Origin of the sequence: Bradyrhizobium lablabi (assembly GCF_018131005.1) — a bacterium.
GTDB classification, from domain to species: domain Bacteria; phylum Pseudomonadota; class Alphaproteobacteria; order Rhizobiales; family Xanthobacteraceae; genus Bradyrhizobium; species Bradyrhizobium lablabi_D.
This window is the reverse complement of sequence record NZ_JAFCJK010000003.1, coordinates 403,447-422,461: the sequence shown is the minus strand read 5'-3', so window position 1 is coordinate 422,461 and position 19,015 is coordinate 403,447. Positions and strand designations below refer to the sequence as shown.

Genomic DNA, 19,015 nt, shown 5'->3' with positions numbered 1-19,015 from the left:
CATGTCGGCAGCGGACTTTCCGTGGCGGCACGCGCTCCGCCGTTACGATCAGCCCGGATTGGCGTAAGCGGTCTTCACCGTGGTGTAGAATTCGCGAGCATAGGAGCCCTGTTCGCGGGCGCCGTAGCTCGAGCCTTTGCGGCCGCCGAACGGTACGTGATAGTCGACGCCGGCGGTCGGCAGGTTGACCATCACCATGCCAGCCTCGCTGTTGCGCTTGTAATGCGAGGCGTATTTCAGGCTGGTAGTGCAGATGCCGGAGGCGAGGCCGAACTCGGTGTCGTTGGAGATTGCAAGCGCCTCCTCGTAGTCCTTGGCGCGGATCACGCAGGCAACCGGGCCAAATATCTCCTCGCGCGCGATGCGCATGGCGTTATTGGCCTCGGTGAACAGCGCCGGTTGCAGGTAGAAGCCGGGCGTCTCACGGTTCAAGAGCTCACCACCCCAGTACAGGCGGGCGCCTTCATCCTGGCCGATCTTGATGTAGCGCAGATCCTGGTCGAGCTGGCTCTGGTCCACGACCGGGCCGACATGTACGCCGCTCTTCAGGGCGTCGCCGACCGAGAGGCCCTTCATCCGTTCGGTCATCGCCGCGACAAAGCGGTCATGGATGCCCGAGGTGACGATCAGGCGCGAGGACGCCGTGCAGCGCTGGCCGGTCGAGAAATAGGCGCCGTTGACGGCCACCTCGACCGCGACCTTGAGGTCCGCATCGTCGAGCACGACCAGCGGATTCTTGCCGCCCATCTCGAGCTGGAACTTCTTCATGGGATTGGAAAGCACGCAGGCCTGCGCGATCTTGCGGCCTGTGGCGACCGAGCCGGTGAAGGAGATCGCGGAGACATCGGGATGTTCGAGCAGGGTCTGGCCCACGACGGAGCCTGAGCCCACCACGAGGTTGAAGACCCCGGCCGGAAGGCCGGAACGCGCGATGATCTCGGACAGCGCGTGCGCGGAGCCCGGCACGAGCTCGGCCGGCTTGAACACGACTGTGTTGCCGTAGCAGAGCGCGGGCGCGATCTTCCAGGCCGGGATCGCGATCGGGAAATTCCATGGTGTGATCATGCCGACCACGCCGACCGGCTCGCGGGTGATCTCGACCTCGAGCCCGGGGCGAACGGAGGCGCCCTTCTCGCCCATCAGCCGCAGCGCTTCGCCGGCGAAGAACGCAAAGATCTGTCCGGCACGTGCGACCTCGCCGATGCCCTCCGGCAGCGTCTTGCCTTCCTCGCGCGCGAGCAGGCGTCCGAGTTCCTCCTTGCGGGCGAGGATTTCGGTCGAAATCCTGTTGAGCGCGTCAAAACGCTCCTGCGGGGTCGAGCGCGACCAGGCGGGAAAGGCGCCCTTCGCCGCGGCGATCGCCTTCTCGGTCTGCGCCTTGTCGGCCTTGGCGTATTCGCCGACGACGTCGTTCGTGTTGGAGGGATTGATGTCCCGCGTGATACCAGATCCGTCGACCCAGTCGCCGGCGATGAAGTTTTTCTGCAGGGCGGTCATGTTTCTCTCCAACCTTTCTTGTCGATGCGCGAGGCAAAGGATGCTTGCAGCCAATGGTCCGGCCCCGGGACCAGGATTGACGTGCCGCCTGTATAGCGCGTTCGCAGCCGCGATGGCACTGCGATCGATCTCGACGCCGGCATCCGGACCTTGACCGCGATACGGCATCGATTGATACCGCCTTGGGATCGACTATTTTGGCCTCTCAAGCGAACGGGAGCATTCAGTGAAGGCCGTTTACAGCGAACTGCACCGCAGCCACGATCCGCAATTCTTCCTGGTGCGTGGCGTGGTCAAGCGCACCACCGAGCAGCCGGAACGTGCCGATCGCCTGCTGGCCGGACTGAGGACTGGAAACCACGCGCTGGTCGCGCCGACCGCATTCGGCCAGGGTCCGCGCGCGCGGGTGCACAGCCCGGAATATCTGAGCTTTCTCGCCGAAGCGTGGGATGCGTGGTCCGCGCTCGGCGATGCGGGGCCGGAGATGATCGCGAACGTGCATCCCGTCCGCAATCCCGGCACCTATCCGACCCATATCGTCGGCAGGCTCGGATGGCACACTGTCGACACCGGCTGTCCGATCGGTCCGGGCACCTGGGCCGCCGCGTGTGTTGCGACCGACGTTGCGACCACGGCCGCGCAGATGGTGCTCGATGGGGAGGACGCCGTGTACGCGCTTTGCCGACCGCCTGGCCATCATGCTTATCGCGATCTCGCCGGTGGCTTCTGTTTCCTCAACAACAGCGCAATCGCTGCCGAGCATCTGCGTCAGCGACACGAGCGCGTCGCGATCCTCGATGTCGACGTACATCATGGCAACGGCACGCAGGGCATCTTCTACGAGCGGCGGGACGTGTTTACCGTCTCGATCCACGCTGACCCATCGTTCTTCTACCCGTACGTCTGGGGTTATGCCCATGAGCGTGGTGCGGGGGCCGGCCTCGGCGCCAATCTCAACATTCCGCTGCCGAAGGGCACTGGCGACGACGGCTACATGCACGCACTCGCAACCGCGACGGAGGCGATCCACGCGTTCGCGCCGGGCGCGCTCGTCGTCGCGTTCGGCCTCGATGCCTCCGAGCATGATCCCCTCGCGGGCCTCGCGGTGACGACCGAGGGCTTTCGCCGCATCGGCGCGGCGCTCGCGCGAATCGGACTGCCGACGGTGCTGGTGCAGGAGGGCGGCTATCTCTCCGACATCCTCGGCGCCAATCTCGCGGCTGGGCTCAGCGGGTTCGAAGCGGCGCGATAGACGCGCGCGAAAGCGGCACCACCTCCCGAAGCTCGCAGATTTGCCTTGGGAAGACGAGAGTCAAAAAGTAAGATTATATGACTAGTAATCGATCCTGACTTATGGTCATGCTGCGGCGGCATCAGCCGAAGGGCAGCCGATTGATGAATTCCGGCTTGGTGATCATTCCGGCGCGGCGGGCGCATTCCAACCACGCCGAAGTCGCGCGCAGCATTGGCATCGATATCATCGCCGGCCGCTACGCCGAGGGCACGCGGCTGCCCGGCGATGCCGAGCTGACGGCGAATTTTGGCATTTCCCGTCCCGTATTGCGCGAGAGCATCAAGACGCTGGTCGCGAAGGGCCTGCTTACCACCAAGGCGCGGGTCGGCACCGTGGTGCGCGGCCGTGGCGCCTGGAACATGTTCGATGCCGATGTTCTGGCCTGGCACCTTGATGTCGGCATCGACAAGCAGTTCCTTGGCGATCTCGCCGAGATCCGCCTTGCGATCGAGCCGCGCGCGGCGGCGCTGGCGGCGGCGCGGCGCACCGAGCCCGATATCGTCGAACTGCGCCGCTGCATCGCGATCATGCGGCACGAACCATCCGATTCCGACGCATTCGCCGATGGCGATCTCGCCCTGCATATCGCCGTCGCCAAGGCCTCCGGCAATCCCTTCATGCGGTCGGTCGACGGAGTGATCGAGGCCGCGCTGCGCGCCTCCTTCGTGCTGAGCGCGCCCGTCGATCCCGCCGACCGCGAGACGGTGCTATGCTGTCATCAGCGCATCGTCGATGCGATCGCCGACGGCAATGCGGAAGACGCCGCTGCCGCCATGACCGCCGTGATCTTCAACGGCATACGCCGCCACGGCGCGGCGGTCGTAGATCCCGCGCTGCACGACCCCATGGCCGGCATCGCCGAACCCGGGTCCGGAACGTGAGAATGCGTCATGAGTGAGGTGCTCCGCATCGCTATCGTCGGATTCGGAGAGATCGCGCGCAGGCAGCACGCGCCGGCGATCGCGAAGACGCAGGGCACTGCGCTTGTCGCGATCGCCGATCCCGTCAATGCCTCGCCCGGCCTGGCGCACTTCAGCGATCTGCAGGAGCTGTTGCGGAGCGGGCCCGAGATCGACGCCGTTGCGCTGTGCACGCCGCCGCAGATCCGTCACGCGCAGGCCGCGCTCGCGCTTGCCGCACACAAGCACGTCCTCCTGGAAAAGCCGCCGGGCGCGACTGTGAGCGAAGTCATGCCGCTGATTGCGGCCGCAGAGGGCGCGGGCCGGACATTGTTCGCGACCTGGCACTCGCGTTACGCGTCCGCGGTCGAGCCGGCCCGGCGTCTGCTCGCTGACCGCAGGCTCGTCAGGGTGACGATCATCTGGAAGGAAGACGTGCGGATCTGGCATCCCGGACAGGCCTGGATCTTCGAGGCCGGTGGCTTTGGCGTGTTCGATCCCGGCATCAATGCGCTGTCCATCCTGACCCGCATCCTGCCGGATCAGGTGTTCGTCAGGCGCGCCGAACTGGCCTTTCCGGTCAACCGCGCCGCGCCGATCGCGGCGGAGCTGGACCTGTCGGACGTGAACGGCCTGCCGATCCGCGCCGAGTTCGATTTCCGCCAGACCGGTCCACAGAGCTGGGACATGCTTTTCGAAACCGATGCGGGCAACGTGACGCTGTCGAAGGGTGGCGCGCAATTGCGTGACGGCGACAGGCTGATCGTCGATGCCAGGGACGAGGAGTATCCTGGACTCTATCGCCGCTTCGCCACCCTGGCGTCGCAAGGCAAATCCGACGTCGACCTGACGCCATTGCAGCTCGTGGCCGACAGCTTCATGCTGGGACGGCGGCGCTTCGTCGAGCCGTTTGAGGATTGACCATGACATCAGCCACGATCGATCGCGCTCCATTCGGCAGATTGTCCAATGGTTCAGTGATCGAGCGCGTGACTCTGCGTGGCGGCAACGGCTTCGAGGCCGCCATCATTCCTTTCGGTGCCACGCTGCAGTCGCTCAAGATCCCCGATCGCAACGGGCATTGCGATGATATCGTCCTCGGGCACGACGAATGCGACGGCTATCTCGCGCAGCGCAAATTCTTCGGCGCCACCGTCGGGCGTTACGCCAACCGGATCGCTGGAGCGCGCTTCGTGCTCGACGAGGCGGCGGTCAGCCTCGATGCCAATAACGGTCCCAACGCGCTGCATGGTGGTCCGCAGGGTTTTGATCGCAAGCTCTGGCAGATCGTTGAACTCACCGACAGTCCGGGACCGACGCTGGTGCTGGCGCGCACGAGCCCGCATGGCGAGGAAGGTTATCCGGGGAGTCTGGAGGTCCGCGCGACTTATCGCGTCAGAAGCGCGACCGAGCTTTCCGTCACGTACCAGGCGACGTCCGATCGTCCGACGATCGTCAACCTCACCAACCACAGTTTCTTCAATCTCAACGGCGCCCGCTCCGCGACCCAGATCCTCGACCATCGGTTGACGATCCCGGCGGATCATTTTCTAGCCGTCGACGGCTCGGCAATCCCTCTGCCGGAACCGCCACGGCTGGTCGACGGCACGCCGTTCGACTTTCGAACGCCGACCGAGATCGGTTCGCGCATTCGCTTGAACGACGAGCAACTGAGGCTCGGCCGCGGCTATGATCACAATTTCTGCCTGGGATCGGAGCCGGGCATTCGCCTTGCCGCGCGGCTCGAAGCGCCGCGCAGCGGCAGGGTGATGGAATTGCTGACCGATCAGCCGGGATTGCAATTCTATTCAGGCAACTTCCTCGATGGCAGTACGGCCGGTAAGGGCGGCCGGCTCTACCGGCAATCCGACGCGCTGTGTCTCGAGCCGCACGCCTGGCCGGATACGCCGAACCGCCCGGACTTCCCGTCGGCGCGGCTCGATCCAGGGGAAATCTATCGACGCACCATCGTCTATCGTTTTTCCACCGTGTGAGCGCCATGACGCCGGACCGCATCGCGGATGAGGTGATGGAGGACGTGCCGACGTCGGTGCTGTCGGCGGAGCGCTGCCATCTCGGTGAGGGGCCGACCTACGACGTGTCGACCGATACCGCCTGGTGGTTTGACATCGCCGAGCGGCGCCTGTTCGAACATCGCTTCGCCGCTGCGGGCACCATCATTCATGTGCTGCCGAAGATGGCGAGCGCACTCGCACGGATAGACGGCGCGCGGCAGCTCATCCTGGCCGAGGACGGCCTCTATGTCCGCGAGGTCGCCGGCGGCCATCTCCAGCTGTTCACTGCGCTTGAGGCGGACAACCCGGTGACGCGTTCGAACGATGCGCGTGTGCATCCGTCGGGCACGTTCTGGCTTGGAACCATGGGACGCCATGCGGAGATGGGCGCAGGCGCGATCTACGCGCTTCACCGTGGCCGCATCACGCGGCTCTACCCCGGCATTACCATCCCGAATGCGATCTGCTTCTCGCCCAACGGCGAGGTCGGCTATTTCGCGGATACCGCGACCAATATCCTCTACCGTGTGCCGCTCGATGCATCGACCGGCCTGCCGGTCGGTGAACCCGCCGCATTGATCCGGCATCGAGGCGTCGGCGGGCTCGACGGCGCCATCGTCGATGCGGACGGGATGATCTGGAACGCGCGCTGGGGCGGCGCCTGCATCGATATCTACGATCCCGCGGGCCGGCGCTTGCGCTCGCTGCGTGTACCGGCGCGGCAATCCAGTTGCCCGGCCTTTGTCGGCCGCGATTTTTCGCAAGTGCTCGTAACCTCGGCCTGGCAGGACATGGACGACGCGCAGCGCGCCGCCGATCCGGGTCATGGCAAGACCTTCCTGCTCGATGTAGCGGCGCGCGGTCGCGCCGAGCCTGATGTCAAACTGTCCTGAACGACGCGCTCACTGTGCCTTGATGCCGGCCGCCTTCAGCACCGGCTCCCACTTGGCTGCCTCCGCGTGCATGTAAGCGTCGAACTCGCTCGCGGTGTTGCCGATCGGGGCGGCCCCGAGCTTGTCCAGCGTCGCTTGCACGGTTGGATCCTGCAGCGCAGCCCTCAGGTCGGCCTGCAGCTTTGCGACTACATCCGGCGCCATCCGGGCCGGCCCGAGGAAGCCCCACCACACCGACACGTCATATCCGGGCACGCCAGATTCCGCGACAGTCGGGACATCGCGCAACGCCTTGGAGCGTTCGGCCGATGTGACCGCGAGTGCGCGCACTGCGCCGCCGTCGATTTGGCCGATGGCTTCGGCGAGCGGATTGATGCTGAGCGGGATGTCGCCGGCGATCACCGCCGATAACGCCGGGGCACCGCCCTTGTAGGGAATGGCGACGATCTTGACCTTCGCCATGTAGTTCAGGAGTTCACCGGCGAGATGCGCCGAGGTGCCATTGCCCGACATGCCATAGGATAATTTGTCCGGTTCCTTGCTGGCGGCGGCCAGCACATCGGCAAGCGTCTTGTAGGGACTCGTCTTCGACACCACGATGGCAAGCGGGGATGACGCCACTTCGGTGATCGCAGTGAAATCCTTGAACGTGTCGTAGGGCAGGCTCGGATAGATGAACTGATTGAGCGGATGGCCGCTCGCGACCAGGATCAGCGTGGTGCCGTCGGGCGCGGCCTGGGCCAGCGCCTGAGAAGCGATCACGCCGCCGGCGCCCGGCCGGTTCTCGATCACCGGCTGCTGGCCCCACGTCTTCGCCAGCGCCTGGCCGAGCGTGCGCGCAAGCACGTCGACTGCGCCGCCGGCCGCATAGGGCACCAGGATGTGAACCGGCTTGCTCGGGAAGTTCTCTGCCTGCGCGCTGCCGGCGAGGATTATCGCGGCGGCCGCGACGGCACGGCCGATCGTTTTCAAGCTCGTCATTTTCGCGCGTGTCCTTCCCGATCCGCAGGACGCCACAAGTGTCGGCGTCGCACTTGTTGACGTGACCTGATCTTTTGTACGATAGTACAAATATGGTTCGCAAGTCCGCAAAGGTCCCCAGCACGCGCAAGCCAAACATGCGCGAGGCGATCCTCGCTGCCGCGGAGGAATTGTTCTCGACCTACGGCTTCAATGCCGTGTCGGTGCGCGACATCGCGCAGGCCGCGGGCGCCAATCCCGGCAGCGTGACCTATCATTTCGAGACCAAGGACGGCTTGCTGCTTGAAATCTATCGGCGCCATTGCGGCCCGATGAACCTGCGCCGCGCCGAGTTGCTCGCCGCCGCCAAGCGGGTGCGCGACTTGCAGGACCGGCTGGAAGCCATCGTGCGCGCCTATGTGTTGCCGGCCTTCACCTCGGGCAGCGATCTGGCCGGCGGCGGAACGCGTTTCACGCGGCTCCGCGCAGTGATGTCGGCAGAAGGCAACGAGGTCGTGCGGCGGATCATTGCGCAAACCTTCGACGACACCAGCCACGCCTTCGTCGACGCGATCCACGAAAGCCTGCCGCATATTCCCCGCACCGACATCGTTTGGCGCAGCCACTTCCTGCTCGGCGCGCTGTACTATACGCTGGTGACACCGGAGCGCGTGTCGCGGTTGTCGCGCGGCAGCGCCGACGGCACCGACGCGGGCCGCGCGATCGAAGAACTCGTGCGCGCGACGGTTGCCTCGCTGCAGGCCGAGCCGCTCGATCAAACCGCGCCCGCACGGCGCAAGGACCTCGTCCCAATCAAGAGCTAGAGCGGGCGCTGACGGAGTCGGCGGTACGACCTTTCACAGACTATGTTTGCGCACATCGAACAAGAGGGAACCTTCATCCCATGAAGACAGGTCTGGTCATCACCGCCCATCCCGGCGATTTCGTCTGGCGCGCCGGCGGCGCCATCGCGCTGCACGCCAGAAAGGGTTATCGCGTCAAGATCGTGTGCCTGTCCTATGGCGAGCGCGGCGAAAGCCAGTTCGCCTGGAAGGAGGCCGGTGCGACGCTCGAATCCGTCAAGGCCGGCCGCAAGGACGAGGCCGAACGCGCGGCGAAACTGCTCGGCGCCGAGATCGAGTTCTTCGATTGCGGCGACTATCCGCTGAAGCTGAACGAGACGCACTTCGACCGCATGGTCGATATCTATCGCGAGCTCAGTCCGAGCTTCGTGCTGACCCACGCTTTGGAAGACCCTTACAACTTCGACCACCCCGATGCGGCGCATTTCGCGCAGCAGACCCGCGTGGTGGCGCAGGCCATGGGCCACAAGCCCGATGCCAAGTACAAATACGCGGCGCCGCCGGTGTTCCTGTTCGAGCCGCATCAGCCGGAGATGTGCAATTTCAGGCCAAACCTGATCCTGAAGATCGACGAGGTCTGGAAGGAGAAGTACGAGGCGTTCCAGATCCTCGCCGCGCAGAAGCATCTGTGGGGCTACTACGAGCGGGTCGCGCTCAACCGCGGCATCCAGGGCAGCCGCAACACCGGCGTGCCCATGACCTATGGCGAGGCCTATCAGCGCCTGTTTCCGACCGTCGAGGAGATCCTGCAATGAAGCCGGTCGTCATCAGAAATATCGAGCGCGCCGACCCGCACGGCCTCGACGTCTTTGGCGTCTCCACCGTACATGAGGCGATGGGCCGCTTCGGCCTGCTGAAACCCTATATGCGGCCGATCTGGCCGGGCGCGCAGATCGCCGGTCCTGCCGTGACCGTGCTGGCGCAGCCCGGCGACAACTGGATGATCCATGTCGCCGTCGAACAATGCCAGAAGGGCGACGTGCTCGTTGTCGGCTGCACCGCCGACAACACCGACGGCATGTTCGGTGAATTGCTCGCGACATCCCTCGCCGCGCGCGGTGTCAAGGGCCTGATCATCGATGCAGGCTGCCGCGACGTGAAGGCGCTGCACGAGATGAAATTTCCGGTGTGGTCGCGGGCAGTCTCCGCCAAAGGCACGGTCAAGGCGACGCTCGGTTCGGTGAACGTTCCAGTCGTGTGCGCCGGCGTTAACGTGCATCCAGGCGACATCGTCGTAGCCGATGATGACGGCGTGGTGATCGTGCCGAAGAAGCTCGTCGCCGACGTTGCACAGAAGGCGAGAAAGCGCAATGACGACGAGGACGGCAAGCGCAAGCGGCTCGCTTCCGGCGAGCTTGGGCTCGACATGTACAATATGCGCGAGGCGCTGGCGAAGGCCGGGCTCGTCTATCTCGATCGTGCCGAAGACTGACACAGGCCGGCGGCAGCCTCGGCCTCGATTTGGGAGTTTGCCGATATGGACAAGCCTCGGCTGCGCGCCGTCATCGGCAATCATCCGCACATCCAGCCGGTCAAGAACGGCGCACTGCGGTCGGACCTGTTCGACCTGGAATTTGTCGATTTCTCACCGACCAACGCCGCGTTCAAGCCGATGGTGCGGGAGCAGGCCTTCGACGTCTGCGAGATGGCTGTCGTCACCTACCTGATGGCCAGGGCGCACGGCAAGCCGCTGGTGTTGCTGCCGGCCGCGATGCTCGGCCGATTCCAGCACGGCTACGCCCTCTACCGCGGCGATCGCGGCGCATTCGGTCCCGCAGATCTCGAAGGCAGGCGCGTCGGCATCCGCTCGTTCACCACCACGACCGGAGCCTGGATCCGTGGCATCCTTGCCAACGATCATGGCGTCGACCTCAACAAGGTCAGCTGGGTCACCTTCGAGGACCCGCATGTCGCCGAATATGTCGATACCACCGAGCGTGCGCCGAAGGGCAAGGCCATCTTGCAGATGCTGAAGGATGGCGAACTCGACGCGGCGCTCGGCGAGACCTCGACAGATCCCGCACTGAAGCCGCTGTTTGCCGATCCCGCGGCCGAGGCGGCACGGTGGCACCGCCAACATGGCGCGGTGCCGGTCAATCATCTGGTCGTGGTGACGGAGAAGCTCGCGCGGTCGCGGCCCGACGTGGTGCGCGGCGTCTACGATCTGTTAAAGCGCGGCAAGGCGAGCGCCGGTCCATCCGCCACGCCGGACCTCGCGCCGTTCGGCGTCGAGGCCAACAGGAGGCCGCTGGAACTTATCATCGAATATGCATTCCAGCAGGCCTTGATCCCGCGCCGTTTCGCGGTGGACGAGTTGTTTGACGATACAACACGGAATCTGAACTGATGGCGATATCGAGCGATCCAAGGCAGTGGCAAGTCGGCCTCCTCGGCTATGGAGAGGTCGGCCGCATCCTCGCGGAGGATCTGCGCAAGCAGGGCCTCAGAGTGAGTGCCTGCGACATCAAGCTGGGTGGTGCGCAGGCGGCGCCGCTAGAGCAGCACGCGGCGGGCATCGGGGTTGAGCTGACGCGATCGCATGTCGACCTCGCGGCCCGCGCCGACTTCATCATCTCCGCGGTGACCGCGAGCCAGGCTGTGTCCGTCGCGCAGGCCTGCGCGCCCGCGCTCAAGGAGGGCGGCTGGTTCCTGGATTTCAACTCGGCCTCGCCCGGTGCCAAGCAGCGCGCGGCTTCCGTCATCGATGGCGCCGGTGGGCGCTATGTCGAAGGCGCCGTGATGACGTCGGTGCCGCCCAAGCGGATCAAGGTGCCGCTGCTGCTTGGCGGCAACGGGGCGCGGGAGCTCGCGCCGCAACTCGTGGCGCTCGGCTTTGCCGCGAAGGTTGCGAGCGACGAACTCGGCGTCTCCTCGGCGGTGAAGATGTGCCGCAGCATCATGATCAAGGGTCTCGAGGCCATGGTCATCGAGGGCTTCACCACCGCGCGCGCCTATGGCGTTGAGGACGCGGTGCTGGCCTCGCTCGCGGAAACCTTTCCCGGCATCGACTGGGAAGGGCAGGGTGCCTATTTCTTCCAGCGCGTCATCGAGCACGGCCGGCGGCGCAGCGAGGAAGTGCGCGAGGTAGCCGAAACCGTGCGCGAGGCCGGGCTCGAGCCCTGGTCGGCGACGGGCACTGCCGAGCGGCAGGCCTGGGTCGCCGATCTCGCCGACGAGGGCGTGTTCGGGATCAAGGGCGCGCCCGGGTTCGCCCGAAGCGCGGACTGGCGCACCGAGGCGGATCGAATCCTCGTGCGGATCAAGCCGCGGTAGCGGCGGGCCGCGTCGCGCTGCGACGGACGACGGCGGTGAATCCGCCGCGTTTCCTGCTGCCGCACGATGCGCTATTGCTCTGGCAACATCGATCTGGAGGCAGTCATGAAATTTTCCGGCAAGGTGGTCGTCATCACGGGGGCGGCGCGCGGCATCGGTCGGGCCTGCGCAGAGCGCTTCCTCGCAGACGGTGCAAACGTCGTCATGTCCGACATTGATGGCGGGACGCTGAACAAGACGGCAGGAGAGCTTGGGCGCCCGGATCAGTTGCGTGCGGTGGAGGCCGACGTCAGCAAGCGCGCCGACGTCGATCGGCTTGTCGGCGCGGCCGTGAAGGAATTCGGCCGGCTCGACGTCATGGTCAACAATGCCGGCGTCGCGCGTAACCGGGATTTTCTCGAGATCACCGAAGCTGAGTTCGACGATGTAATGGGGATCAACCTCAAGGGCGCATTCTTCGGCGTCCAGGCCGCGGCGCGTCAGATGATCGCCCAAGGCGGCGGCGGGGTCGTCGTCAACATGTCCTCGGTCAACGCGCTGCTTGCGATTCCCTCGCTTGCGACCTACGCCATGTCCAAGGGCGCGATGAAGCAGCTCACTTCGGTCGCGGCGGTGGCGCTGGCCCCGCATCGCATCCGTGTCGTGGCGGTCGGACCGGGGACGATCCTCACCGAGATGGTCGCGACCGCGATCTTCTCCTCCGAGGAGGCGCGACGCAGCGTGCTGTCGCGGACGCCGGCTGGCCGCTGCGGCGAGCCGAGCGAGGTCGCTTCCGTCGTGGCCTTCCTCGCCAGCGACGATGCTTCCTACATCACCGGCCAGACCATCTATCCCGACGGCGGACGGTTGATCCTGAACTATACCGTACCGGTGAACGAGCGGACCTAGATGATCTTTTCGGAAAGCGGCGACACGCTCTTCCGGATCATGATCTAGCGTCCCTTGAAGTCCGGCTTTCGCTTTTCCATGAAGGCGCGGCGGCCTTCGCGAAAATCTTCGCTGTCCATGCAGTCGATTCCGATCTGCCTGATCGCGGGCATGTCGCGATCGGCTGGATCCTTCAACACCTGAGCGATGGTGATCTTGGCGGCCTTGATCGCGAGTGGCGCGTTGCCCGCGATGGTACGTGCGATCTCCATGGTCGCATCCCACAATTCGGCATCGGGCAGCACGCGGTCGACCAGCCCGATGCGCAGCGCTTCGGCGGAGTCGATCCGCATGCCCGTGTACATGATCAGCCGCGCCCAGGATGGGCCGACCAGCGACACCAGATGGCGTAGCCCGTCATAGCCATAGGCGATCCCGAGCTTCGCCGCGGGAATGCCGAACTGGCCGCTTAGGCTGGAGATACGGATGTCCGCGAGCATCGCGATCTGCATGCCGCCGCCAAGGCAGAAGCCCCTGATGCAGGCGATGGTCGGCTTGGGATAGTCGGCGAGCAGGGCGCGGTGGTCCGCGCTGCGCCGCGAATATTCTTCCGACGCCTCGGCATTGTGCCTGACCTTTTCGAACTGGCTGATATCGGCGCCCGACACGAACGCCTTCTCGCCGCCGGCCAGGACCACGACTCGAACATCGGGATCGTCACGCAGGTCGGTCAGCGCCTGTCCGAAGCCCTCCCACATCTCCAGCGACATCGCGTTGCGCTTGTCGGGATTGTTGAAGGTGATGATACCAACGCCGTCGGCCACTCCTTGCAGGATCTTGCCGTCGGCGAGCGATTTCTGCGGAACGTTGAGCATGCGTTGGTCCAGTCTGATAGTCAGGTTTCTAACGAAAACCTCGGGCGAGCGCCAGAGAGGCCCATCCCGCGAACTGGTGGCATGGCGGTCAGGCCGTCGACGATCTATCCCCGTCGCGCCAGTTCTTCCGGATCCTGTGCCAACTGCAATCGTGACACGCTGTCGTCCTGCGCTGCCGAACCGCGTGCGACCGTCAGCGTGATCTGCTTCGCGAGGTGGGTGTATTCGGCCAAAACCAGAAAGAAGACCAGCGGCGGTCTTTCCAGCGCCTGAAGCATTTGCTTGCAGCGCTCGGCGGCGCCATCGATTGCCCACCACTGCTGCGCGACAACCATGACCCTGCGGAAGCTACGCAACATGCCGGAGAACTTTTGCGAATCGGCGCCTGAGAGCGCTCCGCAACGGGTTAGCCAGTTCAGCCCGGCATAGATCGCAATTCCGTAGTCGTCGATCGCCGTTCCCGTGAAGTCGATGATGGTGTCCTCGTGTGGTCGTTGGCGCAGGAAGGCGTCGATCATCTCCGGCTGGCGCTCCGGATCGACCAGCAGCGCTGCATCCTGCCGCGGTACCATCGCGATATAGCGCATGGCCTCCAGCCGCGTGTGCTCCCATATCTCGCGGATATCGCCCTTGGCGTCCGTGGGCTTGCGCTTGCAGGCCGGGTAGATCCACGTGCCGTTATCGACAAGGTCGAGATAGCGTGGCACGGCCTTGTCGAGCGCTTCGAGCATGGCAATGGGATCGGAGAGGCCGCCGAAGCTGAGGTCGGCGTCCTCAGCTGCCGCGGGCGCCTTGTCGCGCGTCCAGCCGAACGTCGCCATGCGAGTGCCCCCGTCTCAACCTGGTTCCACGCTAAATGGAAAATACGGCAATGCAAATGCGGCATTTGCAGCCCAGGCGGTCGGTGTCCGATGCGCCCGCTGCCGGGTTGACGGCTGAAATCATGCCTCCTAGGTCAGGGATAATAGGGATTGCGGAGCACCCTGTTTCCGCCCGCCTGCGGGGCCCATAACCATGACCGTTCCTGACCGCCAGTCGCACTGGCAGACCGTCTACCTCACCAAGAACGAGCAGGAGGTGAGTTGGTCGCAAGCCGATCCGCAACCGTCGCTGCGGCTGATCGAAAGCGTCGCGGCAACTCCTCGCGCGTCCATCATCGACATCGGCGGCGGCGCTTCGCGCCTGGTCGATACGCTGCTGCGGAACGGCTTTGACGCCGTGACGGTGCTCGACCTGTCCGAGGCGGCGTTGCGGACCGCGAGCGAGCGGATAGGGCCGGCGGCCAATACTGTGCGGTGGATCGCCGCTGACGCAACGGTGTGGCAGCCGCCGCAGCCCTTCGACATCTGGCACGATCGAGCCGCATTCCACTTCCTGGTCGAAGAGCGCGACCGCTCCGCCTACCTCGAGCGCCTGCATCGCGGCGTCAGGCCGGGCGGCCATGCCATCATCGGCACATTCGCGCTCGACGGTCCGGAGAAATGCAGCGGCCTGCCGGTGCAGCGATATGACCCCGCGTCGCTTAGCCAAGCGATTGGCAAAGCTTTCGAGCCGATCGCTCATCAATACCATCGGCATGTCACGCCCTGGGGCTCCACGCAGTCGTTCCAGTTCAGCGTGCTGCGGCGGAAGTGATGGACAGAAAAAGGATCGCGCAAGATGACCGATCGAACCGACAAGGCCGCCCCGCGCATGACCGGCGAGATCGGGAGCTACCACGCCCATGTCTATTACGACCCCGCCACCAGCCGCGGCGAGGCCGAGCGCCTGCGCCACTGGGTTGGCGAGCGCTTCGCGGTCACTCTTGGGCGGTGGCATGACGTCAAGGTCGGTCCGCACGATCAGGCGATGTATCAGGTAGCCTTTGCGGCGGAGGTGTTTGCGCAACTCGTGCCGTGGCTTATGCTCAACCATGGCAGCCTCAGCATCCTGGTTCACCCCAACACGACCAATCCGCGTCGCGATCATCTTGCTGACGCGCTCTGGATCGGCACGCCGCTCGCCGTGCATGGTGACCGACTGCCCGAGCACGCCGAGATGGAGCACGCGCCGACTCCAAACACGACGCCGGCACTTCGTCCCTGAGTCTGGCGGCGAGGCCCTCAGCGCGCCGGATGCGCAGAATCCCGGGCGCGATCTGTAAGGCGGTACCGGTTCTGATCCCACGCGGGGTGAGACCCCCTTTTCGCCTGACGGCCAGAGGGCCTTTCGGCCCTTCGAACCAGGATTCTTGCCATTTGCGGGCTGCGCGACCAAAAATCGGTGATCGGCGCCTTGGCCTCGAATATGCCTTACTCTAGTTCCCTGATACGATGTGTATTCGGTGAATCTCTCCGGGGGGCCGGAAAGGCACCAATTCGCCGAACTGGGGATGGATGGGTCAGAAGGCGACAAAAGCTGCCGGGCACCGGTCTAGCCGCGGCATGTCCTTGGTGGGTGGCACGGCGTTCGTCGTCGGTGCGCTTGCCCTGTCGTCTGCCGTTGCGGCGTGGATGGCCGACGTAGATCCTACCGCTTGGCTGCATGGACCAGCCCTTGCAAACACCACCGCCGCGCTGACTTTTGACGATCGTTTCGGCTCCCGCTCTACGCTCAGCTCGGCCTCACTCTATTATCCATCCCGACGCGGCATCCGTTCGGACCGCGGCGAATTCCGATCCGAGTTCAATCAGATCGAAGACTTGCTGGCCGGCCAGCTGCGCGACACCCAGACTGATCTGCCGAGTCCGCCGGCCGCGCCGCCGGCCGCCGTGGCCGGCATCCCGATGCCGAGGTCCCGCCCGGCCGAGGCAAGCCTGCTTGCCAGGAATGACCAGCCGCCACCGCCGCCAACGCCGGTGCAGCGGGCCGACAACCGGACATTCCTGCAGAAGATCGCTGACCTGATGCCGGCGAAGTTGACTCTGGCGTCGGCCGATCCGAACGACGGGCTGCTCTCCGGTCCGAGCCCCAATCTCAATGCGCTCGGCTACGACGGCAGCACGGCGGTCTACGACATCTCCGCTCGCGTCGTATACATGCCCGACGGAACCAAGTTCGAGGCGCATTCTGGTCTTGGCAACCTGCTGGACGACCCGGCGTATGTGAAGACCCGTAACGCGGGCGCGACGCCGCCCGGCATCTATGAGATGAAGCCGCGCGAAAAGCTGTTCCATGGCGTGCCGGCCCTGCGCATGACCCCGGTCGATGGCAGCGACACGTTCGGACGGGTGGGCCTGCTCGTCCACAGCTACATGCTCGGGCCGAATGGCGATTCCAACGGCTGCATCTCGGTCAAGAACTACGACAGGTTCCTGCAGGCCTACCGGAACGGCCTGATCAAGCGCATCGCCGTTGTGGTCAGCATCAAGGACACGCAATCGGCGCAGACGCGATCTGCATCGAATTCCTGAGGCTCCACATCTAGAGCGTTTTCGAGCGAAGTGGATACCGGTTCGCGTAAAGAAAACGCGTCAAAACAAGAATCTAGAGCCCCGTTCCGATTCCATCGGAACGAAAGGGCTCTAGGCGGCGTGTGTTGAACGCTGCTTTCGCGGATCAAGCAGGGCTGCGATCTGGTCGGCCGAGATCGGCCGGCCGATCAGATAGCCCTGGACTTCATCGCAATTGGTCTGACGGAGGTACTCGAGCTGGTCCGTCGTTTCGACGCCCTCGGCCACCACGCCGATACGCAAATCCTGTGCAAGGCCGATGACGGACTTCACGATCGCGGCGCAATCCGGCTGGGTCAGCATGTCCCGGATGAAGGACTGATCGATCTTGATCCGGCTGAACGGCAGCTTGCGCAGATAGGTCAGCGAGGAGAAGCCGGTGCCAAAGTCATCGAGCGCAACCGTCACGCCGAGCTGCAACAGCGCATTCAGGATCGATGAGGCCGAGCCGTATTTCGAGATCAGCATCGACTCGGTGATCTCGATCTCGAGCCGCCGGGGCGAAACGCCGGAATCGCCGAGCGCCTGCACCACCGTCTGCAGGATACCACTATTGTGGAATTGGGCCGCGGAGAAGTTCACGGCCATTCTGACATTGGCCGGCCAAGTCGATAATGTCGCGCAGGCGCGGCGGATTACCCACTCGCCGATTTGGTGGATCAGTCCGGTCTCCTCGGCGATCGGAATGAAGACGCTTGGCGGAACCAATCCGCGCACGGGATGCTGCCAGCGCAGCAGCGCCTCGAAGCCGGTAATCCGGTTGTGACGGACGTCGAGAAATGGCTGGTACACGAGAAACAGCTCGTCCCGCTCGATTGCGAGCTCCAGATCGCGCTGGAGCGCCTTGCGGTCGCGTGCCGACCGGTCATCGGTGGCTTCGAAGAAGCAGATGGTGCCCGGGCCTGCCTTCTTGGCGCGATAGAGGGCGATGTCCACATGCTTGAGCAGATCGGGGGAGGTGTTGCCGTCCCGCGGCGCCAATACGATCCCGACGCTCATCGCACCGACGACTTCGCATCCCTCGATCAGGAAAGGTTCGGCAAAGGCTGCGACAAACTTCTCGGCGACTTCCAATGCGTCTTCCGCCCTGGTCAGGTTGGCCATGATCAGCGCGAATTCGTCGCCGCCGATGCGGGCGACATGCTCGGCCGCGCGCGTGCAACGTTGCAACCGCGCTGCGACCTGAACCAGGAATTCGTCGCCGGCCGGGTGGCCGAACTTGTCGTTGATCTCCTTGAAACGATCGAGGTCGAGCAATAGCACCGCGAATTCCTCGCCGGAATGCGCAAGCCGCCTCAAGGCATCGGCGAGGGTTTCATTGAAAGCGAAGCGGTTGGGCAGATGTGTCAGCGGATCCTGCCGGACCGACTGCTCGGCGTGGAATTGCGCGATGATGCGTCGCGTGAATTCGAAGGCGTTGACGAAGACCGCGCGCAACAGCACTGCGCCATAGACAACGACCAGCACCGCGACCAGCAGATAAACGAAATCGCCGTTACGGCCGAGGCAAATCGCCGTGCCAAGGAAGATCGGCATGGTGAACGCGATGGCAGCCACCGGTATCGTGGCGAAAGCGAATGCGCCGCCGGCAAGCATTCCCGCGCAAAGACAGGTGATCACCAATTGCGCGCCGCTCGATGCATTCGTGAAGAACGCCACCGGGACGATTCCCCAGGCGGTTCCAAGCACGAACGCATTGCGCACCAGGCGGTACATGGTCTTGCGCGACACGAACTGTGGCTTTGTGATCCGCCGCGCGGAGTGGGCGTGCAGGCCGAAAGCGAGCGCTCCCGTGGCAACTGCGGCGGCCCAGACCAGAGCGTAGATCCAGTTGGGCGAATGCCAGAGCGCGACAGCGAGTACGACCGCGTTGCAGGCATTGGCCAGCATGATGCCCGTGGAATAGCCGAGCACCAGGCAGATCTGTTCGGCACGGATATGGCCTGCGAGGGATTCATCCGTCTGCGGTCCGCCGAACGCTGCGAGATCGCCAGCAAAGAGCTGCTTGAAGTAGGTACTCAAGAACATTCGCATTCCGGACCCTGGACGGTTGGCCCAGCCGTTGGCCTTGACGCGCAAATTCACTGCAAACCTTTGACAATCTATGAATTATTCCGGCCTCGCGCGGTGCTTGCGTGGCGGTGGTGG

General features: G+C 64.6%; 19 protein-coding genes. 14 read left to right on the top strand and 5 right to left on the bottom strand.

Translation table 11 applies throughout. The features are described from left to right. Positions 1 to 48: 48 nt before the first annotated feature. Positions 49 to 1,497, bottom strand: a complete 1,449-nt coding sequence (locus tag JQ553_RS11895; RefSeq protein ID WP_212500118.1) for an aldehyde dehydrogenase family protein — start codon at positions 1,495 to 1,497, stop codon at positions 49 to 51. 226 nt (positions 1,498 to 1,723) lie between these two features. On the opposite strand from JQ553_RS11895, the gene JQ553_RS11890 reads away from it, so the two are divergent. From JQ553_RS11890 to JQ553_RS11870, 5 genes are all read left to right on the top strand, one after another. Further along, positions 1,724 to 2,749, top strand: coding sequence for a histone deacetylase family protein (locus JQ553_RS11890; RefSeq protein WP_212500117.1), 1,026 nt, complete (start codon positions 1,724 to 1,726; stop codon positions 2,747 to 2,749). 143 nt (positions 2,750 to 2,892) lie between these two features. Next, on the top strand, positions 2,893 to 3,672 hold the full coding sequence (locus JQ553_RS11885) for a FadR/GntR family transcriptional regulator (RefSeq protein ID WP_212500116.1): 780 nt from the start codon (positions 2,893 to 2,895) through the stop codon (positions 3,670 to 3,672). A 9-nt stretch (positions 3,673 to 3,681) separates the two neighbouring features. Then, on the top strand, positions 3,682 to 4,611 hold the full coding sequence (locus JQ553_RS11880; protein WP_212500115.1) for a Gfo/Idh/MocA family protein: 930 nt from the start codon (positions 3,682 to 3,684) through the stop codon (positions 4,609 to 4,611). 2 nt (positions 4,612 to 4,613) lie between these two features. Beyond that, positions 4,614 to 5,684: an aldose epimerase family protein gene (locus JQ553_RS11875; RefSeq protein WP_212500114.1), complete on the top strand. Its 1,071-nt coding sequence runs from the start codon at positions 4,614 to 4,616 to the stop codon at positions 5,682 to 5,684. Between the two features lie 35 nt (positions 5,685 to 5,719). Next, positions 5,720 to 6,598, top strand: coding sequence for an SMP-30/gluconolactonase/LRE family protein (locus JQ553_RS11870; RefSeq protein WP_212500373.1), 879 nt, complete (start codon positions 5,720 to 5,722; stop codon positions 6,596 to 6,598). Positions 6,599 to 6,607: 9 nt separating this feature from the next. Here JQ553_RS11870 and JQ553_RS11865 read toward each other — a convergent pair whose 3' ends face one another. Beyond that, positions 6,608 to 7,579: a tripartite tricarboxylate transporter substrate binding protein gene (locus tag JQ553_RS11865; protein ID WP_212500113.1), complete on the bottom strand. Its 972-nt coding sequence runs from the start codon at positions 7,577 to 7,579 to the stop codon at positions 6,608 to 6,610. 92 nt (positions 7,580 to 7,671) lie between these two features. On the opposite strand from JQ553_RS11865, the gene JQ553_RS11860 reads away from it, so the two are divergent. From JQ553_RS11860 to JQ553_RS11835, 6 genes are all read left to right on the top strand, one after another. Next, positions 7,672 to 8,382: a TetR/AcrR family transcriptional regulator gene (locus JQ553_RS11860; protein ID WP_212500112.1), complete on the top strand. Its 711-nt coding sequence runs from the start codon at positions 7,672 to 7,674 to the stop codon at positions 8,380 to 8,382. An 80-nt stretch (positions 8,383 to 8,462) separates the two neighbouring features. Further along, on the top strand, positions 8,463 to 9,176 hold the full coding sequence (locus JQ553_RS11855) for a PIG-L deacetylase family protein (protein ID WP_212500111.1): 714 nt from the start codon (positions 8,463 to 8,465) through the stop codon (positions 9,174 to 9,176). After that, entirely contained in the window at positions 9,173 to 9,853 is a 681-nt protein-coding gene (locus JQ553_RS11850; protein WP_212500110.1) for a 4-carboxy-4-hydroxy-2-oxoadipate aldolase/oxaloacetate decarboxylase, read from the top strand. The genes JQ553_RS11855 and JQ553_RS11850 overlap by 4 nt, the downstream gene beginning before the upstream one ends. A 45-nt stretch (positions 9,854 to 9,898) precedes the next feature. Further along, a complete protein-coding gene (locus JQ553_RS11845; protein WP_212500109.1) occupies positions 9,899 to 10,768 on the top strand; it encodes an ABC transporter substrate-binding protein in 870 nt (289 codons plus the stop codon). Then, positions 10,768 to 11,694 (top strand): NAD(P)-dependent oxidoreductase, encoded by a 927-nt coding sequence (locus JQ553_RS11840; RefSeq protein WP_249144170.1) that lies wholly within the window; start codon positions 10,768 to 10,770, stop codon positions 11,692 to 11,694. The genes JQ553_RS11845 and JQ553_RS11840 overlap by 1 nt, the downstream gene beginning before the upstream one ends. Positions 11,695 to 11,799: 105 nt before the next feature. After that, positions 11,800 to 12,582 (top strand): SDR family NAD(P)-dependent oxidoreductase, encoded by a 783-nt coding sequence (locus tag JQ553_RS11835; protein WP_212500108.1) that lies wholly within the window; start codon positions 11,800 to 11,802, stop codon positions 12,580 to 12,582. A 44-nt stretch (positions 12,583 to 12,626) separates the two neighbouring features. Here the strand turns inward: JQ553_RS11835 and JQ553_RS11830 are convergent, their stop codons facing one another. Together JQ553_RS11830 and JQ553_RS11825 are read right to left on the bottom strand one after the other, a co-directional pair. Further along, positions 12,627 to 13,436, bottom strand: a complete 810-nt coding sequence (locus tag JQ553_RS11830) for an enoyl-CoA hydratase (RefSeq protein WP_212500107.1) — start codon at positions 13,434 to 13,436, stop codon at positions 12,627 to 12,629. A gap of 104 nt (positions 13,437 to 13,540) precedes the next feature. Further along, on the bottom strand, positions 13,541 to 14,257 hold the full coding sequence (locus tag JQ553_RS11825) for a hypothetical protein (protein ID WP_212500106.1): 717 nt from the start codon (positions 14,255 to 14,257) through the stop codon (positions 13,541 to 13,543). Positions 14,258 to 14,450: 193 nt separating this feature from the next. Here JQ553_RS11825 and JQ553_RS11820 point away from each other — a divergent pair, with 193 nt between their 5' ends. The 3 genes from JQ553_RS11820 (at position 14,451) to JQ553_RS11810 (ending at position 16,828) form a co-directional block, all read left to right on the top strand. Next, on the top strand, positions 14,451 to 15,071 hold the full coding sequence (locus tag JQ553_RS11820; protein ID WP_212500105.1) for a trans-aconitate 2-methyltransferase: 621 nt from the start codon (positions 14,451 to 14,453) through the stop codon (positions 15,069 to 15,071). 24 nt (positions 15,072 to 15,095) lie between these two features. Continuing rightward, positions 15,096 to 15,521 (top strand): DOPA 4,5-dioxygenase family protein, encoded by a 426-nt coding sequence (locus JQ553_RS11815; RefSeq protein ID WP_249144169.1) that lies wholly within the window; start codon positions 15,096 to 15,098, stop codon positions 15,519 to 15,521. Positions 15,522 to 15,859: 338 nt separating this feature from the next. Next, positions 15,860 to 16,828: a DUF2778 domain-containing protein gene (locus tag JQ553_RS11810; protein ID WP_212500104.1), complete on the top strand. Its 969-nt coding sequence runs from the start codon at positions 15,860 to 15,862 to the stop codon at positions 16,826 to 16,828. Between the two features lie 111 nt (positions 16,829 to 16,939). Here the strand turns inward: JQ553_RS11810 and JQ553_RS11805 are convergent, their stop codons facing one another. Beyond that, positions 16,940 to 18,901 carry a bifunctional diguanylate cyclase/phosphodiesterase gene (locus tag JQ553_RS11805; protein WP_212500103.1) on the bottom strand — a complete coding sequence of 654 codons (1,962 nt, stop codon included), beginning with the start codon at positions 18,899 to 18,901 and terminating at the stop codon, positions 16,940 to 16,942. Positions 18,902 to 19,015 lie beyond the last annotated feature (114 nt).